The sequence below is a fragment of the Prolixibacter sp. SD074 genome (genome assembly GCF_009617895.1).
In the GTDB taxonomy this organism is placed as follows: Bacteria; Bacteroidota; Bacteroidia; order Bacteroidales; family Prolixibacteraceae; genus Prolixibacter.
In genome coordinates this window covers 1,586,824-1,603,786 of sequence record NZ_BLAW01000001.1, presented here as the reverse complement: position 1 = coordinate 1,603,786, position 16,963 = coordinate 1,586,824, and the positions used below count along the sequence as shown (strand labels likewise).

Here is a 16,963-nt window from a genome sequence, read left to right as displayed (position 1 = left end):
ATGATTATCTCAATTATATTGCTGTTTATTTCAGTTGCGCATAGGAGTAACCCTTTTTCCCGTTATACAAATCACACCAAATAGAAAATTTCAGAGGCTTAACGTTCAGCGGCATTCTTCGTCGGGGATTCAGGAAAAATTCGACCTGACTAATAGAGCAGTTTTCTCGTGATTTTAAATTATAACCCGTTATTTTGTAATACTTATTTCTCAGAACTCTTCCGGTTTGGCGTTGCGGATGATTTAAATGATGCTTTGAATTTTTTTCAAAAATCTCAACCTGTGTTTTATTATTTGGTTACACTCTATCGTTGCCTGGATAAGTGCGAAGATGATGAACAGCCCGCCAAGGTAATATGCGTATACGATCATGAGTATTCCCAGCACAAGCAATATTGAAGTGTTGAATACTTTCACCCATAGATTGATCACATAAAATTGTAGATTTAGGTCGTTGTCCTTATCTATTTTCCCAACGAATTTCAATATCATTCTCTTGCCTAAAAATGATTTTTCTGCGTCGTAGATTATAAAATTTCCAGATTTTATTTCTCCTAAGTAGTCGGAATTAGTGACAGATTTATTTAGCTGAAAGTCTCCCTGATTAATAGAAAAATCTGCAATCTCCTGAATTTTGGAAAGAAATTCTTCTGTGTTTGATAGATGCAATTTTTTTAGTCTCATTTGAGCTGGTTGAATTATCCATTTACGTTATGCAAAGCTCATCTGTTGAGATGACAATATTTTTTTTCTACTCAGTTGGAATGGGCGAATGATGTTGTTAAAAGAACGATAGTTTGTCCTACTCCATCACGGCAACTACCCGGGCCGGCGCTGCCGAAGCTCCGACAATCTTCAACTGGAAGGCCGCAATCTTAAAGCCTGAATAGGGGAGCGCTCCCAAATTGACCAGCTGTTCCATGTGGTAATATTCTTTATCTTTTCCGACCAGGTGAGCTTCCCAGAATAGTTCTTTGGAGATATCATCTAAAACAGAGAGTTGTATAAGTAGTAACGTTTCTTTTCGTAGTGAAAACCGAAGATATCCATTCCTAAATTCAATTGATTCGGTTTCAGACCAAAATATCACATGTTCTTTGCCAATCGTCTTAATTCTGAACTTATCGTCATCAATGTGTACAAATGATTTTCGTCCGAAGAAGTTTTCCAGGGCGTAACCCATTCCACCAGTCAAGTGGTATAGGCCGTTGAGTAAAAAGATGACAATTCCTATCCAATCCCAGACGCGAAATCCTTGTCCTGAAGAAATCCGGTGCTGGATTAAGAAGACGGTGAACAGGAAGAAAAGAATTCCGATGAAAAATCGAAATCTTGATTTTTTGAAATGGCCGTTTAGGTTTTGTTGGTATTCCATTTTAGGTCGGTTTTTGTTGGTTGAATGACAGAAGAATGGTTATGTGTTCCGAAAGTTAATATTTTCATTGAAATCCACATCACTTTTCGTACATTTCGGTCACTGTTATTTGACCATCTAACTATTGAGCCATGAACCGAAAACTGATATCCGTTATTCTAATTATTCTTACTCTAATGGTAAATCAATCCTTTGGAAAGAACAAGAACAATTCACTGGTGAATCTGGGTATAGCCGGCCTTACTCACGGACATGTGGGGTGGATTTTGGATGCCATGAAAAAAGGCGGTGTAAAAGTGGTGGGTATTGCCGAAAGCAACCGGGAAGTAGCGGAACGGTATGCGAAGCAGTACGGTTTCCCGATGAGTTTGGTCTACCCGACGCTGGAGGAAATGGTTACTAAAACAAAGCCGGATGGGGTAACTGCTTTCGGGCCGATATTCGATCATTTGCATGTGGTGGAAGTATGTGCGCCGCTGCACATTGATGTCATGGTAGAGAAGCCGTTGGCTGTGAATGGCGAACATGCGCAAAAGATGGCCCGTTTGGCCCGTGAAAACGGAATCAGGTTGCTGACCGATTATGAAACGACGTGGTACCCAACCAACCATTTGGCTTATCAAATGGCGGTGGATGAAAAGAAACTGGGTGAAATTCGCAAAGTAATTGTTTGTGATGGTCATCAGGGACCGAAGGAAATTAACGTACAGCCGGAATTTCTGGCCTGGCTGACCGATCCGAAACAGAATGGTGGCGGAGCGGTGGTCGATTTTGGATGCTATGGGGCGAATCTCATTACCTGGTTAATGCAGAATCAAAGACCGCTTACGGTATCGGCCACGCTGCAAACTATGAAACCGGATGTTTATCCCAAAGTGGATGATGAAGCAACCATCATCTTAACATATCCGGGTACGCAGGGAATTATACAGGCTTCGTGGAACTGGCCTTTCAGCCGTAAGGATATGCAGATTTATGGCCGTACAGGAGAATTCTTTGCTGGCAACCGACATGAAATAGATTACCGGTTAGCCGGAGAGGATAAAGAAACGAAGAAAGAGTTGCCTGAACGTTTGGCACCTTACAATGACCCGTTTGCCTGGTTTGAGGCAGTGATAAGAGGTGATATCATCGTCAGTCCCACCGATCTTTCATCGTTGGAAAACAACCTGATTGTTGTGGAAATTTTGGACGCCGCCCGTGAAAGTGCCCGTACCGGGAAAGTTGTTCATTTGTAGCGCTTATCTTTCCAGCGGGAAACGTGTATTAATCATCTTCAGTCGATTCTCCCAATGAGTTTCGCAGGTTGATGAGTGTCGTATTTTCAAAAGGAAGATAAATCTGTTCAAAAGGTTCTTCGCAAACGGCCCGATAGATCGATAAGGTGCGGTCATCCTGCACATCGAAACTCGTAATCCCGCAAATCAACTGGAGCGTCTCTTCTTTGGTAGCTCCCGTTTCCGATGCCAAAATGATTTCGCGCAGCAGGCTTCCTGCAGATGAAACATTCAATGATTCTCCCCCAATAGCCAGCATCCTGTTTATAATCAAATTGACTTGTTCCTCCTGAAGATGAAGTCGCTCTTTTTTCATTGGTTACCTTTATTATTCCGGTTAACGCTTCTTTTGCACATGCGCCGCAAATATACATCCCTTTCGGGGGAAGACAAATATGTTGTATTAAATATTGAAATTCTGTTATTTTTTTTCTGAAAGTATTGAATGAGGAAACCGGTGAAATTCCTCTACATAGTTTCTTTAAAATTATGAATGATAATTCAGTTAAAGCCTTAATTTTGGTTCTTAAAACCGGCGAATCAAACGACCCAACCCAAACCTGATAATTTATTGAATGATTATCAGCGGTTAATCGCTTGGATATTTGATTGGGATATGCTGGCCTGAGATGATCACGTCTTTTTATGTTTTCGTTATGGCTCAAATTGCCTGTATGTTTCGAATGCTAATTGAAAATAAACTAAAAGCACATGAAGAAAGTCTGGAAAATGTTTTTTGCTGCTATGTTTGCACTTCTTATGAGTATACCCACATTTGCAGCAGGAAGATTAAGTGTACAGATTGGGAATTTTACTTCTTTTAAAGAAACTCCCAATGGCGTTTTAATTTCGGCGGACAACGCCAAACTTTCCCTAACGGTTTATGGCCCGGAAGTAGTTAGGGTTAGGGCCACACAGGGCGATTTTAGTGATTTGCCTTCGTATGCAGTTATTGGTCAACCTACCGGAAAATTCACTTCCGTGAAGGATGAAAGCGATAAACTGGTTTTGTCAACAGGCGAACTAACAGTTGAGGTAAATAAAAATCCAATTATAGTTCGCTTTTACAACAAGGACGGGAAGTTGCTGAACGAAGACGAGAAGGGGTTAGGCATCAGTTGGCTGGGGACCGGAACGACCTGTTACAAGAAATTGCAGCCCGATGAGCGTTTTATTGGGCTAGGCGAAAAAACAGGCAACCTCGATCGGCGTGGTTCGGCTTACGAAGACTGGAATACTGACCATTACGGTTACCCGGACAATGCCGACCCACTATATACTTCTCTGCCATTTTATATTGGTTTGCATAACAACCTGTCTTACGGGATCTTCTTTGATAATACCTACAAAGCCACCTTCAATTTTGGCGCATCGAATAACCGGTTTTCCAGCTTCGGTGCGGTTGATGGTGAGATGAACTACTATTTCTTTGGTGGTAATTCAGTAGCTGAATTGCTGAAAGAATATACCGGCCTGACCGGTCGCATGAAAATGCCTCCCATGTGGGGACTGGGATTCCAGCAGTGCCGTTGGAGTTATTTTCCGGACACGGAAGTATTGAACCTGGCCCGCACTTTTCGTGAGAAGAAAATTCCGGCTGATGTGATTTATCTTGATATTCACTACATGGATGCCTACAAGGTGTTCACCTGGAATAAAGAACGTTTTCCGAACCCGTCGGCAATGATCGATTCGCTGAAAGATATGGGATTTCATGTGGTGACCATCGTCGACCCGGGTGTGAAAAAGGAAAAAGGTTACCGGGCTTACGAAAGTGGTTTGAAAAACGATTGTTTTGTCAAGTATCCCGATGGGATCAACTGGGCAGCTGATGTTTGGCCGGGCACCTGCAATTTCCCCGATTTTACTAATCCGAAAGTCCGGACCTGGTGGGGTGATCTTTACAAGGGGCTGGTTTCTGATGGTGTAACCGGATTCTGGAACGACATGAACGAACCGGCTTCGTGGGGAAACATGGTTCCTAACCTGGTGGAATTTGACATGGAAGGCCATAAAGGAACCATGGAGGAGGCACACAACATTTATGGCATGCAGATGGCCCGCAGTACATACGAAGGCGCTGCCAAACTGATGAATGGCAAACGTCCGTTGGTGCTTACCCGTGCAGCTTATGCCGGAGTACAACGTTATTCAGCTATTTGGACCGGTGACAATGTAGCTTCCGATGACCACATGTTGCTGGCATCCCGCCTTATCAATTCCATGGGATTGGCCGGTGTTCCTTTTGTCGGCGCAGATATTGGCGGCTTCACCGGGAAAACCACTCCGGACCTGTTTGCCCGATGGCTATCGATTGCTACATACACACCCTTCTTCCGCAGCCATTCGGAGTATAATTCCCGTGCTCACGAACCCTGGACTTTTGGCGAAGATGTGGAAGCCATTTCACGGAAGTACATCAATGAGCGCTATCAAATGCTACCTTATATTTACTCGGCTTTCGATGAAGCGCATGAAACAGGTATGCCAATAGCCCGTTCATTGGCCATCAATTATACGTTCGATAAGAATATTTACAACCCGGATTTCCAGGATGAATACCTTTTCGGGCCATCGATTCTGGTTGCGCCGGTTTCCAGTAAGCAGATGTTCGAGCGTGTTTATCTGCCTGAAGGCAGTTGGTACCGGAAAAGTACAGGCAAAAAATACGATGGAGGTCAGTCGGTCATTGTGGATGCTCCATTGTCCGACCTTCCGGTTTTTGTGAAAGCAAGCGCCATTATTCCCATGCAATCAACCGTTCAGAATACAGCACAAAAAGGCGATGGTATCCTGCGACTGCATATTTATAGTGGTTCCAGGCCCAATAAATATTTGTATTACGAAGATGACGGAACGACTTACCAGTACCAGGATGGTCATTTCCTGAGACGGGAATTCGTTTTCGACCCGGCGGCAAAGAAAATTACCATTGGCAAAGCCGAGGGAAATTACACTTCGAAATTCAACAAAATTGAGATTGTACTGCATGGTTTCGATGGCATGAATTCAGTAAAAGTGGGACGTAAAACGATGAACCTGCAAAAAGGTGAAGGCAACACGCAAACGCTTACGCTGGATGCAGGCAAAGGAGAGACTGTACTTTCCTGGTAAGGAAATAAATTGAGATGTGATGAAAGCCTGTCGGAGGAAAGTGTTCCTGCCGGCGGGCTTTTTTATGGATTTTTTGTCAACTGTTGTACACCGAAACTGACGAATTCCCAATTACAAACCGAAAGAAGAAAAATCAAGCAATTAGCTTTTCGGACACCCTCGTATTAGATGTTGTTTTGAATCCTGGTTGGGAGATATCTCTCAATGAAAAACATCCGTTGGTGCGACCACTATTACTTTTGTTCATGATTTGTTTCAGGATTTTTCCCGCTGTTTGCGCTCATTTCGGATAAAACCGCTTTCATCTGCTGCAGCTCTTTTCCATAACCGGCCCAGTTATTTTGTTTCAAATACTCATTGGCTTTATTGTAATGGCCGAGCGCCTCCTTCGCTTTCGCCGAAAGGGTAGTCCGAACGATATTTGCGATGTTTTTTACTTGCGGTACCGACAATGAATCCTGTGAGCCGGAGCTGCTAAAAATCGCCTGGAGCGCCTCTTCCAGGGTTTTTTTCATCTCAATATGATCGTTATAAGTAACAATAACCCTTTTCAATTCCGGAATCTTGCCCTGTTCCGATTGCAGATATACCGGTTCCACATAAAGGAATGAATTTTTTATCGGGATGATCAACTGGTTTCCTTTGAAAACCTGCGATCCCTGCTGTCCCCAGAGGGTAAGTTCGGAAGAGATGTCAGGCTGCTGATTAATCCTTGCTTCAATCTGCATCGGCCCGTATATCAACTTATCCTTAGGAAGGGAATATACAATCAGATCGCCGTAATTTGGCGTGTCGCAACGGGCGCACATCCAGGCAATCATATTATCCTTTTTGGAAGGGGTAAGCGGCAGCATGAGGATGTACTCTTCTTTCTGTGTTTCGGGCAAACGCATAATAATGTAATATGGGAACATTTTCTGTTGGGCATTATTGTAGCTCTCATTGGGGACAGCCCAGTAGTCTTCCTGGTTGTAGAATACCTTTGGATCGGTCATGTGATATACATTATACATTTGCGTTTGTATATTAAACAGATCGGTGGGATAGCGGATATGAGCCTTCAAAAACTCAGGCATGTCGCTAAAGGGTTTGAAGAGTTTGGGATATATTTTCTGATAGGTTTGAATAATCGGATCTGTCGGATTAATCACATAGTAGGAAACATCTCCATTGTAAGCATTTATCACCACCTTGACCGAATTATTGATGTAGTTGAAACCACGTCCGCTCAGGCTTTGTGTGACAGGCTCAGAGTAAGGAAACATATTGGTCGAGGTGTAGGCATCGTGTATCCAGTAGAGTTGTCCATCGTCTCCAACTACCAGGTAAGGCTGGCTGTCGTATGAAAGAAAAGGGGCAATGGTTTTGTCACGCTGTGTGATGTTCCGGTAGAACATGATGCGGCTTTGGTCAGTCAGATAGCCGGTCAGAAGAATTTTTATGTCTGAAAATTTCCAGGCAAAAACCAGGCGTTTAAACATACCGGAAATACGAACGCCTCCCTTGCCGGCGTAACTGGTATAAACATTATCGTCGCCTTTCGGGTAATCAAACTCCTTGGCTGTTGTGTTGACCAAAACAAACTGATTGGACTCTTCGCCATAATAAATTCCCATTTGGTCAAGCTTAAGGGGCACGGTGGTTGTCGGGGGGATGTCCTGAACAATTAAATTGGGCATACCGTTAGTCAATATCTCGTTAACGGGGTTCATCACGACGCCGTAACCATGGGTAAAGATCAAATGGGTGTTGACCCATGTTTTTGCCCGATCGGGAATTTGCGAAACGGGCAACTCTCTTGCGGCCAACGCCACTTCTGTATATTTGTTACCGAAATGATAGCGATCGACCTGGACGCTGTTAAAATCGTAATAGAGGCGAATCTCCTGCAATTGCTTATACGTTTGTATCAAAGGCCTTCTGTCCCATAACCGTATATTATCTATGGTGTTGCGGTTTTCCTGAATGTCCTTATTGGTAATCTTTTCGTCGACGGGAAATGGTTTAACCTTAATTTTATTTAAGCCATACGCTTCCCGCGTTAATTTTATATTATTCAGAATATACGGTGTTTCTTTTTGCAGTTCGTTGGGCTTTACAACGTATTGTTCTATTATGCCGGGATAGATCCACCCAAAGCCAATTAATACGAATGCCCATACTCCAACGGCATATAAAATAATTTTCTTTTTCCGGAAGGCCGGAGATAAAAACAAAAGCAATGTGATAACAACGCTCACGATGAAAAGCGCCCAATAGGCCGGGATTTGAGCATGTACATCCATATAGGAGGGGCCGTAAGCTGCTCCGTGGGAGGAATATAAAACATTATACAGTTTCAGGAAATAGGATGCCGAAATGCCCAGCACGAAGAATCCGGTCAGGCTCAGTAAATGTCTTCTGACGGGTTTGGAAACCTGAAAAATTTTTCCGATTGACGAAACAGCGTTGTCAAGCCAATAAGAGATTATAACGGCAATGAAAGTCAGCCCCACCATGAAAAGGTACCAGCTGGTGATGAACTGGTAAACCGGAAGTTTGAATACATAAAACCCGGCATCTTTGTGGAAAATCGGTTCCTGAATACCAAAAGAAGAAGCATGGATGAATTGCAGGAAATTGCTCCATTTATCAACGCCATACGTACCCATAAAGATGCCCAGAAACAAAATCAGTACAGCCCAGATCCAAAAGATTGCTTTCCCTTTGTAGGCCTGCAAAATAACTTGTCGCGGGTCATCTTCCGGCAGGTAGATGTTTTGCCTGCTCAGTTGGCCCCTGCGATGGGCTAAGCGAAGGTGAAGACTAAAGAACAGGACAAAAACCAGGAAGAATAAGATAAACGAAACAATCCTGGCAATAATCATGGTATTAAATACCGAGCTATAGTGCAGATTATTGAACCAGAGCCAGTCGCCGTAGTAATTTAAGAACAGGTTTAACAAGTAGAAAGCCACTAAAATGGCGACAATGATGCTGATGATCTTTCTGTTTCTTTTCATTGGTTTTCCTGTTATGGTGAAGAACTAGAATGGGAAAATACGCGTCGTGGCAGAACGACTGATGCGGTGAAAGTACACATTATTTCATCACAGTATCCGGAATGAGCGGACTTAATATGTTTTCCTGACGTGTTCAAATGGCGATATCCGGAACGATGAACCCGGCTTTCGTCTGATGCGGGGCTCATGCATAAACGTCAGGTTTATGGAAATATAAAGGCTGTGTTCTCGACATGAATGAATCGCAAGCACATGTACTTCATGTTACATCGGCTTCCAACGCGTCTTATTTAATGAAAAGGGATGGTTTAATGCTTCTTGTGCAATTTGGCCTGAATTGGAACAAAAATTTGAAAAAGCAGATAAGGTTACATTGTATCGAACGCTAAAAACATTCCAGAAAAATAAACTGATACATAGCATTGACGATGGAACAGGCTCTGTAAAATATGCTTTGTGTCACGATACTTGCGAGTGCCACCCCGAAGACCTGCACGTCCATTTCCTTTGCGCAATTTGCAATCAAACGTTTTGTTTAAACGACATTCCGGTTCCAACAATCAATCTTCCCAATAGCTTTTCCCTCGAAAGTGTGAATATGGTAGTTAAAGGTATTTGTTCGAACTGTAAAAAATAACTTTGCAACCCGGTTGCATCAACTTTTTTTTATCTTTGACGTTCATATTTTATGATTTTAAGTTTTAGAAACCGGTGAATTTTAAAGGACAACATATAGGAAACTTTCTTACCTTTTTGGCAGGGCTGATTATTTTGGCTCATGCTGTTGTACCGCACCATCACCATTCTGAGATAACGCATTCTCCAGAAGAGGAATCATTATGCGAAAGCCCTGTTCAGGAGAAGCAGACTTCAGAACAAAATGATTCCCATTGCCATGCATTTAACATCCTGGCATCGGATTACTCTATTACTACATCTTCAAATCAGACCAAGTCAGATTATTTTAACTTTTTTACAGTTGGAATCTTTGCTCAAACTTATTTTTCGCCTGTAAAAACTATTACTTCAACTTTTTTTGACCATCAGGCCATTTTCATCAAACAATTCTTCGTTACTGCCCAATCACTCAGGGCACCTCCTGTAAATGCTTAATTTTTATTTGAGTTAACGAACCGGCAAACAAGCCGGGCCAAATGTCTTATACTTAATTCTTTTGTTATGAAAAAGAAGAAGTTAAGCAAGCAACAATTACAGGAAAAACGAAAAATCGAAAATAAAAAGTTTAATCGAACACTTATTATCAGTTTTAGTTTACTGATGGTCGCAACAGTTTCTGTTCTGACTTTCTACACCTATAAGTGCGACACCCGGTTTTTTTATCATAAATGAGTTTGGTACGAAGAAGAAATTCCCGGCGAATGGGCTTGTATGAACGGCGATGACATACAGCTTCATAAATCTTCAAAAGTGTCCTATAAAAACAAGGTGTACTATTTCTGTAGCGAGGAATGTTTTAACCATCTGGTAAAGCATTTTACAGAAGTTGCGATGGTTCCCGATGCTTTTTCAGGCGATTCAATTAACAAGTCCGATGCATTAATCGGGCTAAAAGAAAAAGGGGAACCTGAATTGGTTTACTTTAAGAATAAACAAACGATGAACGAATATTATGAACAGAGAAATAAATAAAGTTTTAACAAATAAAATCAATATGAAATGATAAATAGAATCATAACTTTTTCACTAAGAGTGAGGTTAATTGTTTTATTTATGTTATTCCTTTCACTTCAGGGAATAGCTCAAACGCAAGACACAACAATAACCCTCGAAGACGCCGTTGAAATCGGTGTAAAAAATAACCTGGCAATACTTGCTGTGGAAAAAGATATCGCTGCCACTAAAGGAAAGGCAATCACCGGCCTGGGAGTAGAGGATCCGGAAGTTTCCGGGTCATGGACAGAAATCCCTAAAGGAAGCGGTGTGAGTAATTATAATGAACGTAATTTCACTATATCTCAATCCATTGATTTTCCTACGAATTATATTCACCGGAAAAAACGGGGTGATTTGGATATTGAGCGTTCACAAGTTATGCTCCAGGAAAGGAAGCTTGAATTACGCACCCGGATAGAAAAAGTCTATTACCAATTAGTGGGAAGCCGTGAACAAGTCAACCTAATCAGGGAAAACATCAGTTTGGCCGAAAATTTTCTGGATGCCGCCCAAAAAAGGTATAACGCGGGGAAAGCCCCAATCTTAGAAGTAAAAAGGGCACAAATTGTTCTGTCAAACATTGAAAATGAATTAGCAGTGGCGCAAAGCAATTATGAAAATAATCAGGCGGCTTTAAATGCTCTCCTGGCCTTCCCCGATGAGAAAAATGCCGTACCTGCCGATAGCTTAACGTATCGTTTATTGAATTTAAATTTAAATGATTTACTACTACAGGCAATAGAAACACATCCACTACTATTAATTTATAACCTCACGGCTAAGATTGCCGATAAAAATGTCAGCCTGGCCAAAGGCAGCTATTTACCCAAAATTTTCGGTGGTTATACGGCGCAAAAAATAGGGGGCAACAAATTTCGTGGTGTCGAAGCAGGGATCAGCATTCCGCTGTGGGCGCCTGTAAACCAACGGGGGCAGGTAATGGAAAGTAAAGGAAACCTCGCTGCAACAAAATACAGGGAACAAAATGCAGTACTTGTCCGTAAAGCCAGGGTGAAAGGCGCATACAGCAAGGTTATTGCAGCACTCGAACAGGTCGATAAGTATCAAAGTAACCTGCTTCAACAATCGGAAGAGTTATATAAACTCACCCTGCGCAGCTACGAGGAAGGCAAGGTTGATTACCTGAAGGTACTTGATGCGCAAACATCATATATAAACATTAACAAAAGTTATATCGATGCCCTTGCATATTATAAAATACAAGTGGCTGATTTAGAATTTGAAACCAATCAAAATTTTGTACAATAAAAAAATAATACAATGAAAAAAATACTTTTAATTTTTATAGTTTCTGTTGCCGTGATTTTAACTTCATGTAATAACACGCCTAAAGAGGGCGAACCTGAAGGCCATGCTACCGAAGAAGCTCCGGAGACTGAAGAACACGCCGAAGAAGGACATGGACAGGAGGTTCATATTACCCCAGAGCAAGTGAAAGAAATGGGAATTGTTGTAGAACCTTTAAAAGGTGGTTTGGTAAATTCAAAAATACAGCGCCCCGCCACGGTTAAATTTAACCCCGATAAAACCGTAAAAATGGGCCCGCGTATTTCTGCAAAGGTAGAAAAAGTGCAGGTTGATTTGGGCGATAATGTTTCGAAAGGACAAGCCCTGGCTTATTTAAGCAGCATGGAACTTGGTAAAATTAAAGCCGGTTACCTGAGCCAGTTATCGCATTTTCAGACTAAACAAAAAGCCTATCAAAGGGAGAAAAAACTGTACGGGGAAAAAATTAGCAGTGAAGCAGACTATTTACAGGCCAAAGCAGAATTTGAAAATGCCAGGGCTGATTTGGAATCCAGCAAAGCAACCCTGGAACTATTCGGAATTGCTGCAGAAAACGTGGGCAACCAGGATTACCCGTTGTCATATTTTGTACTAAACTCCCCTCTTTCCGGTGTGGTGCAGGAACGAAACCTTTCGCCCGGGCAAACATTATCGCCCAACAGCACCCCCATACATATTGTAAATAACAGCGAGATGTGGGTGATGGTAGATGCTTATGAGCGGGATATTGCCTACATTCAAACAGGACAGGCTATCAGCCTGACGGTAAAAAGCCTTCCCGGTAAAGTTTTTACGGGCAAGATAGACTGGATATCCAATGCCCTTGACCCGGATTCACGAACCTTGAAAATCAGGGCAGTAGTAAACAATAAAAAAGGCTTGTTAAAAGAAGGAATGTACGGAACCGCGGGCATCATCAATAATGAGGAAAGGAAAAATCCTATTATTCCTGTCGATGCCGTTCAAAAGATAGAAACCGAACAAGTGGTATTCATTCCCGGAGATGAAGAAGGTAGTTTTAAACCTGTAGAAGTAATTACCGGAAATGAAAACAACGGTTGGGTAGAGATTGCCGGGAATATAAAAATAGGTGAGCCGGTGGTTACTGCCGGGGCTTTTGACCTGATGTCCACCATCACTTCAAAAACAAGAAGCGCCGCACATGGTCATTAAAATATTGTTCAAGATTTAAAAAAAGACAAATATGATAGATAAAATAATAAATATATCCTTAAAGAACCGCATCATTGTCCTATTGCTGGCAATAGCAGTAGGCGCTTTAGGATATTGGTCGTACAAAAATGTCCCGATTGATGCTTTCCCCGATGTTACGCCCCCTATGGTGCAAATATTTACTTCCAGCCCCGGCCTTTCACCGGTGGATGTGGAAACGCAAATAAGTTACCCGGTAGAAATATCCATGTATGGATTGCCCGGTATTGAACGTGTACAAAGTACCTCTATTTTTGGCCTTTCGAGGGTTAACGTTTATTTTGAGGAAGGAACCGATATTTATTTTGCCCGGCGGCTGGTGATGGAACGCTTGCCCAAAGCCAAAGAAGCCATACCCGAGGGACTTGGGACTCCTGAGTTAGGGCCGCTTACTACCGGTCTGGGACAGGTATTGATGTACACCCTGGAGGTGGATAAAGACACCAGCTATTCCTTAATGGAAATGCGAACCATACAAGATTGGATCATCAAACCTCGGATGCGGACCATACCCGGGGTAACAGATGTTTTGGGTGTCGGTGGCGATGTAAAGCAATTCCAGGTAAATGTAGATATGAATGCACTCTTATCGCGAAACCTTACGATGGAAGAAGTCCGCGAGGCATTGATTTTAAATAACCGGAATATTGGCGCCTCGTTTATCGAACGTGCCGGGGAAGAGTTCCTCGTACGCGGGTTTGGCTGGATAAAGCCGCACAATGAAGGATTGGAAGATATCCGGAATATTATCGTTTCGGAAAAAAACGGGACACCTGTTACCATCGGGCAGGTTGCCACGGTTGAACACGGCGCTGAAATAAAGCGCGGCACCATGATTGCCAATGGCAAAGAAACCGTGGCGGGATATGTGCTCAAACTATGGGGTTCAAACACACAAAAGATTCTTGATGGAATGGATAAGCAAATCGCCTCTATTAATAATTCTCTGCCCGAGGGCATGAAGTTGGTCCCGTTTTATTCACAAGCGACGCTGGTTGAAAAAGCAGTGGGAACAGTTACCTCATCTCTGGGAATTGGGGCCATTTTAGTAATTCTCGTTCTATTTTTATTCCTGGGCAATATCCGCTCTACGTTCATCGTGCTTATTTCCATCCCTGTTTCTGCACTGATTGCTTTTATAGGCCTCAAATCCATCGGACTGACAGCCGACCTGATGAGCCTGGGTGGCCTGGCCATTGGTATCGGTATGATGGTTGACGGCTCTATCGTGGTGGTTGAAAATGTGATGCGCCACATAAAAGAACAAAAACAAAAAGGAGTTAAAATTTCGATGGTCAGACTGGTAGGAGAAGCTACCCGTGAAGTGGGACGTCCCATTGTTTTTGCAGTTGCCATTATCATTCTTGTTTTTATTCCACTATTTACGCTGCAAGGTACCGAAGGAAAGCTATTTAGCCCCATGGCATATTCCATTTCATTTGCCATGCTGGGAGCTTTAATTTTGGCTATCACACTTACACCTGTTATGACGAGTTATTTAATCAGGGAAAAAACAAAAAATAAAGAACCACGGTTTCTCGGTTATTTAAGAAAGAAATACCGGGTATTTCTGAACAGGACAGTAAAACATCCTTTTGCTGTGGTTAGCGTGGCTGTTATACTCCTGGCCGGGAGTATAGCCATCGTCCCGTTTTTGGGAACCGAATTTGTCCCTACCCTGCGTGAAGGGGATATTGTTATACGTTCCACCCTGCCGCCGGGAGCCAACCTGACAAAAACAGTCGATTACGCCAAAAAGATTCAAAAAGCGATAAACGAATTCCCTGAAGTCGAAGGAGCCTATGCACGCGTCGGGCGGGCAGAAATAGGTAGCGACCCCGAGCCGGTAAACGTGGTTATGACCGTTATCCCGCTACAACCATTGGACGAATGGGAAACGGGCAGGACTTACGAGGAATTGCAGGCGGCCATGGCAGAAAAGTTAGAGAAGGAAGTGCCCGGTCTGGCCAATAACGTTTCTCAGCCCATTCAACTTCGTACCGATGAACTGATGACCGGTATAAAAGCCCAGGTAGCAATCAGTATATATGGGAGAGATCTGGATGAACTCAATGAAATTGGAGCTCAAATCCGGGATATATGTAACGAAACGCCCGGGGCCGTGGATGTGAAAATGCAACAGCAAAGCGGGAAACCACAAATAGAAATTACTCCCGACCGTGCCGAGTTGGCCAGGTTGGGCGTTTCAGTGGATGAGTTTTTTAATACCGTAGAAATGGCTATCGGCGGGAAAACAGCAGGGCAGGTCTTTGAAGGAATCAGGCGGTTTAACATTTACACCCGTTTGCAGGAAGACCAGCGCAGCAGGCTTGACTTAATTCGCGAGCTTCCCATTAAAACAGCCAAAGGGAATGTAGTGCCCCTCGACCAGGTGTCGGATATAGAAGTTTTCGTAGGGCCTAAAATGATTTCAAGGAATAAAGCCAGCCGACGTACCTATGTGCAATTAAATGTTAGGGGACGTGATATGGGCAGCGTTGTTCAGGATATTCAGAGTGCTGTGAAAAACGAAGTGGATATGCCGGCAGGGTACTTCGTGGAATATGGCGGACAGTTCGAAAATCAGCAGCGATCCATGAAACGTTTATCCGTAGTGGTTCCGATTACCTTTGCCCTTATCTTTTTAATGTTGTTTTTTGCATTCGGCAGTCCGCGCTATGCAGCGCTCATATTCTCCAATGTCCCTTTTGCTTTATTGGGAGGTATTTTCGCACTGTTCATTTCAGGGCTCTACCTTTCTGTACCTGCCGTGGTTGGTTTTATAGCAGTATTTGGTATTGCCGTACAAAACGGGGTGGTACTTGTTGATTATATCAACCGGCAACGAAGTGCAGGGAAGGATATGCATGAAGCCATTATTACCGGTTCAGAGCATCGCTTACGTCCGGTATTAATGACCGCCCTGACCACAATCCTCGGGTTGTTGCCCTTGATGCTGGCCAGCGACATTGGCTCCAATGTACAGCGTCCGCTGGCAACTGTTGTCGTTGGGGGCTTGATAACTTCTACCCTGCTTACATTGATAGTACTCCCAAGTATTTACAAATGGTTTGCCCCGCGTAGAAAAGGAGTTGAAATATAATAATTATAAAATTGTAAATTATGAAGGAAATAAAAGCGTTTATTCGAACTAATATGGTAGATCAAGTTATTGACGCCCTTGAAAACCTGCCCATAACACCTGGGATTACTGTTAGTGAAGTCCAGGGATGGGGCCATTCGAAAAATGGTACAGGTGCAAAACTTACTGAAAGAATTAAACTTGAAACGGTTGTTCCCGATGACCAGGTAGAGACCGTTTTGGATTGTTTGGTGAAATATGCCCGTACCGGGGAAGGTCATTATGGTGACGGGGTAATATTTGTTTCTCCCGTGAATGAAGTTATCCGGATACGAAACGGGCAAAGGGGAAAGGAAGTAGTTGAGCATAAAGACTAAAATTGTTACGCCTGCATGTTCCATCATCCGGGAACATGCAGGCTTTATATTCTTATAAAAATGTTTTTCATAGTATAATAGAATGAATTCATGTTTTTGAGATGAACAAGATAATTGTGAAGAAAAAGCCAGGTACAATATCAATTAAAGAAATGCAAAAATTAGCAATGCAACACGGTGGTATGTGCTTATCTAATTCCTACATCAATAGCAAAACCAAATTGTGGTGGCAATGTGCAAAAGGCCATTGCTGGCAATCAACCCCGTTTAGCATTAAAGTTAGAAAAAGTTGGTGCCCGTATTGTGCGGGCAACCAACCTCTGGGGGTGAATGCCATGCATGTTCTTGCCCGTGAAAGGGGTGGAAAATACCTCTCAAAAGAATATAAGAACTGTAAAACAAAAATGTTGTGGCAATGTAAGCACGGACACAGGTTTCAATCAACCCTCGACAATATTAAGCAGGGCCGCTGGTGCCCGCATTGTCGTGCTGTCGGGGTTTGACTGTTTTATTATACCGCGGGAAATATTTGGCCCCGGTTT

General features: G+C 42.9%; 14 protein-coding genes. 10 read left to right on the top strand and 4 right to left on the bottom strand.

Annotated elements, in window-relative coordinates:
* Positions 1-243: 243 nt before the first annotated feature.
* Together GJU82_RS07065 and GJU82_RS17420 are read right to left on the bottom strand one after the other, a co-directional pair.
* Entirely contained in the window at positions 244-684 is a 441-nt protein-coding gene (locus GJU82_RS07065; RefSeq protein ID WP_153631502.1) for a hypothetical protein, read from the bottom strand.
* A gap of 118 nt (positions 685-802) precedes the next feature.
* Positions 803-1,375 carry a hypothetical protein gene (locus GJU82_RS17420; RefSeq protein ID WP_228488609.1) on the bottom strand — a complete coding sequence of 191 codons (573 nt, stop codon included), beginning with the start codon at positions 1,373-1,375 and terminating at the stop codon, positions 803-805.
* Between the two features lie 131 nt (positions 1,376-1,506).
* Here GJU82_RS17420 and GJU82_RS07055 point away from each other — a divergent pair, with 131 nt between their 5' ends.
* Entirely contained in the window at positions 1,507-2,613 is a 1,107-nt protein-coding gene (locus tag GJU82_RS07055) for a Gfo/Idh/MocA family protein (protein ID WP_153631501.1), read from the top strand.
* A 28-nt stretch (positions 2,614-2,641) separates the two neighbouring features.
* Here the strand turns inward: GJU82_RS07055 and GJU82_RS07050 are convergent, their stop codons facing one another.
* Positions 2,642-2,968, bottom strand: a complete 327-nt coding sequence (locus tag GJU82_RS07050; protein ID WP_153631500.1) for a hypothetical protein — start codon at positions 2,966-2,968, stop codon at positions 2,642-2,644.
* Between the two features lie 395 nt (positions 2,969-3,363).
* Here GJU82_RS07050 and GJU82_RS07045 point away from each other — a divergent pair, with 395 nt between their 5' ends.
* The gene (locus GJU82_RS07045) at positions 3,364-5,766 is read left to right on the top strand and encodes a glycoside hydrolase family 31 protein (protein WP_153631499.1); all 2,403 of its coding nucleotides are present in this window, start codon (positions 3,364-3,366) and stop codon (positions 5,764-5,766) included.
* 233 nt (positions 5,767-5,999) lie between these two features.
* On the opposite strand, the gene GJU82_RS07040 is transcribed toward GJU82_RS07045, so the two are convergent.
* On the bottom strand, positions 6,000-8,768 hold the full coding sequence (locus GJU82_RS07040) for a UPF0182 family protein (protein ID WP_153631498.1): 2,769 nt from the start codon (positions 8,766-8,768) through the stop codon (positions 6,000-6,002).
* Positions 8,769-9,009: 241 nt separating this feature from the next.
* On the opposite strand from GJU82_RS07040, the gene GJU82_RS07035 reads away from it, so the two are divergent.
* The 8 genes from GJU82_RS07035 to GJU82_RS07000 all read left to right on the top strand — a co-directional run bounded on the left by GJU82_RS07035 (position 9,010) and on the right by GJU82_RS07000 (position 16,924).
* A complete protein-coding gene (locus tag GJU82_RS07035; RefSeq protein ID WP_153633339.1) occupies positions 9,010-9,405 on the top strand; it encodes a transcriptional repressor in 396 nt (131 codons plus the stop codon).
* A 74-nt stretch (positions 9,406-9,479) separates the two neighbouring features.
* Positions 9,480-9,881, top strand: a complete 402-nt coding sequence (locus GJU82_RS07030) for a DUF6769 family protein (protein ID WP_153631497.1) — start codon at positions 9,480-9,482, stop codon at positions 9,879-9,881.
* 315 nt (positions 9,882-10,196) lie between these two features.
* Positions 10,197-10,418, top strand: a complete 222-nt coding sequence (locus tag GJU82_RS07025) for a hypothetical protein (protein ID WP_194830992.1) — start codon at positions 10,197-10,199, stop codon at positions 10,416-10,418.
* 27 nt (positions 10,419-10,445) lie between these two features.
* Positions 10,446-11,711, top strand: a complete 1,266-nt coding sequence (locus tag GJU82_RS07020) for a TolC family protein (RefSeq protein WP_153631495.1) — start codon at positions 10,446-10,448, stop codon at positions 11,709-11,711.
* Between the two features lie 12 nt (positions 11,712-11,723).
* Positions 11,724-12,923 (top strand): efflux RND transporter periplasmic adaptor subunit, encoded by a 1,200-nt coding sequence (locus GJU82_RS07015; protein ID WP_153631494.1) that lies wholly within the window; start codon positions 11,724-11,726, stop codon positions 12,921-12,923.
* A gap of 31 nt (positions 12,924-12,954) precedes the next feature.
* Positions 12,955-16,065 (top strand): efflux RND transporter permease subunit, encoded by a 3,111-nt coding sequence (locus GJU82_RS07010; protein WP_153631493.1) that lies wholly within the window; start codon positions 12,955-12,957, stop codon positions 16,063-16,065.
* Between the two features lie 20 nt (positions 16,066-16,085).
* The gene (locus GJU82_RS07005; RefSeq protein ID WP_153631492.1) at positions 16,086-16,421 is read left to right on the top strand and encodes a P-II family nitrogen regulator; all 336 of its coding nucleotides are present in this window, start codon (positions 16,086-16,088) and stop codon (positions 16,419-16,421) included.
* A 101-nt stretch (positions 16,422-16,522) separates the two neighbouring features.
* Positions 16,523-16,924 (top strand): zinc-ribbon domain-containing protein, encoded by a 402-nt coding sequence (locus GJU82_RS07000; RefSeq protein ID WP_153631491.1) that lies wholly within the window; start codon positions 16,523-16,525, stop codon positions 16,922-16,924.
* Positions 16,925-16,963 lie beyond the last annotated feature (39 nt).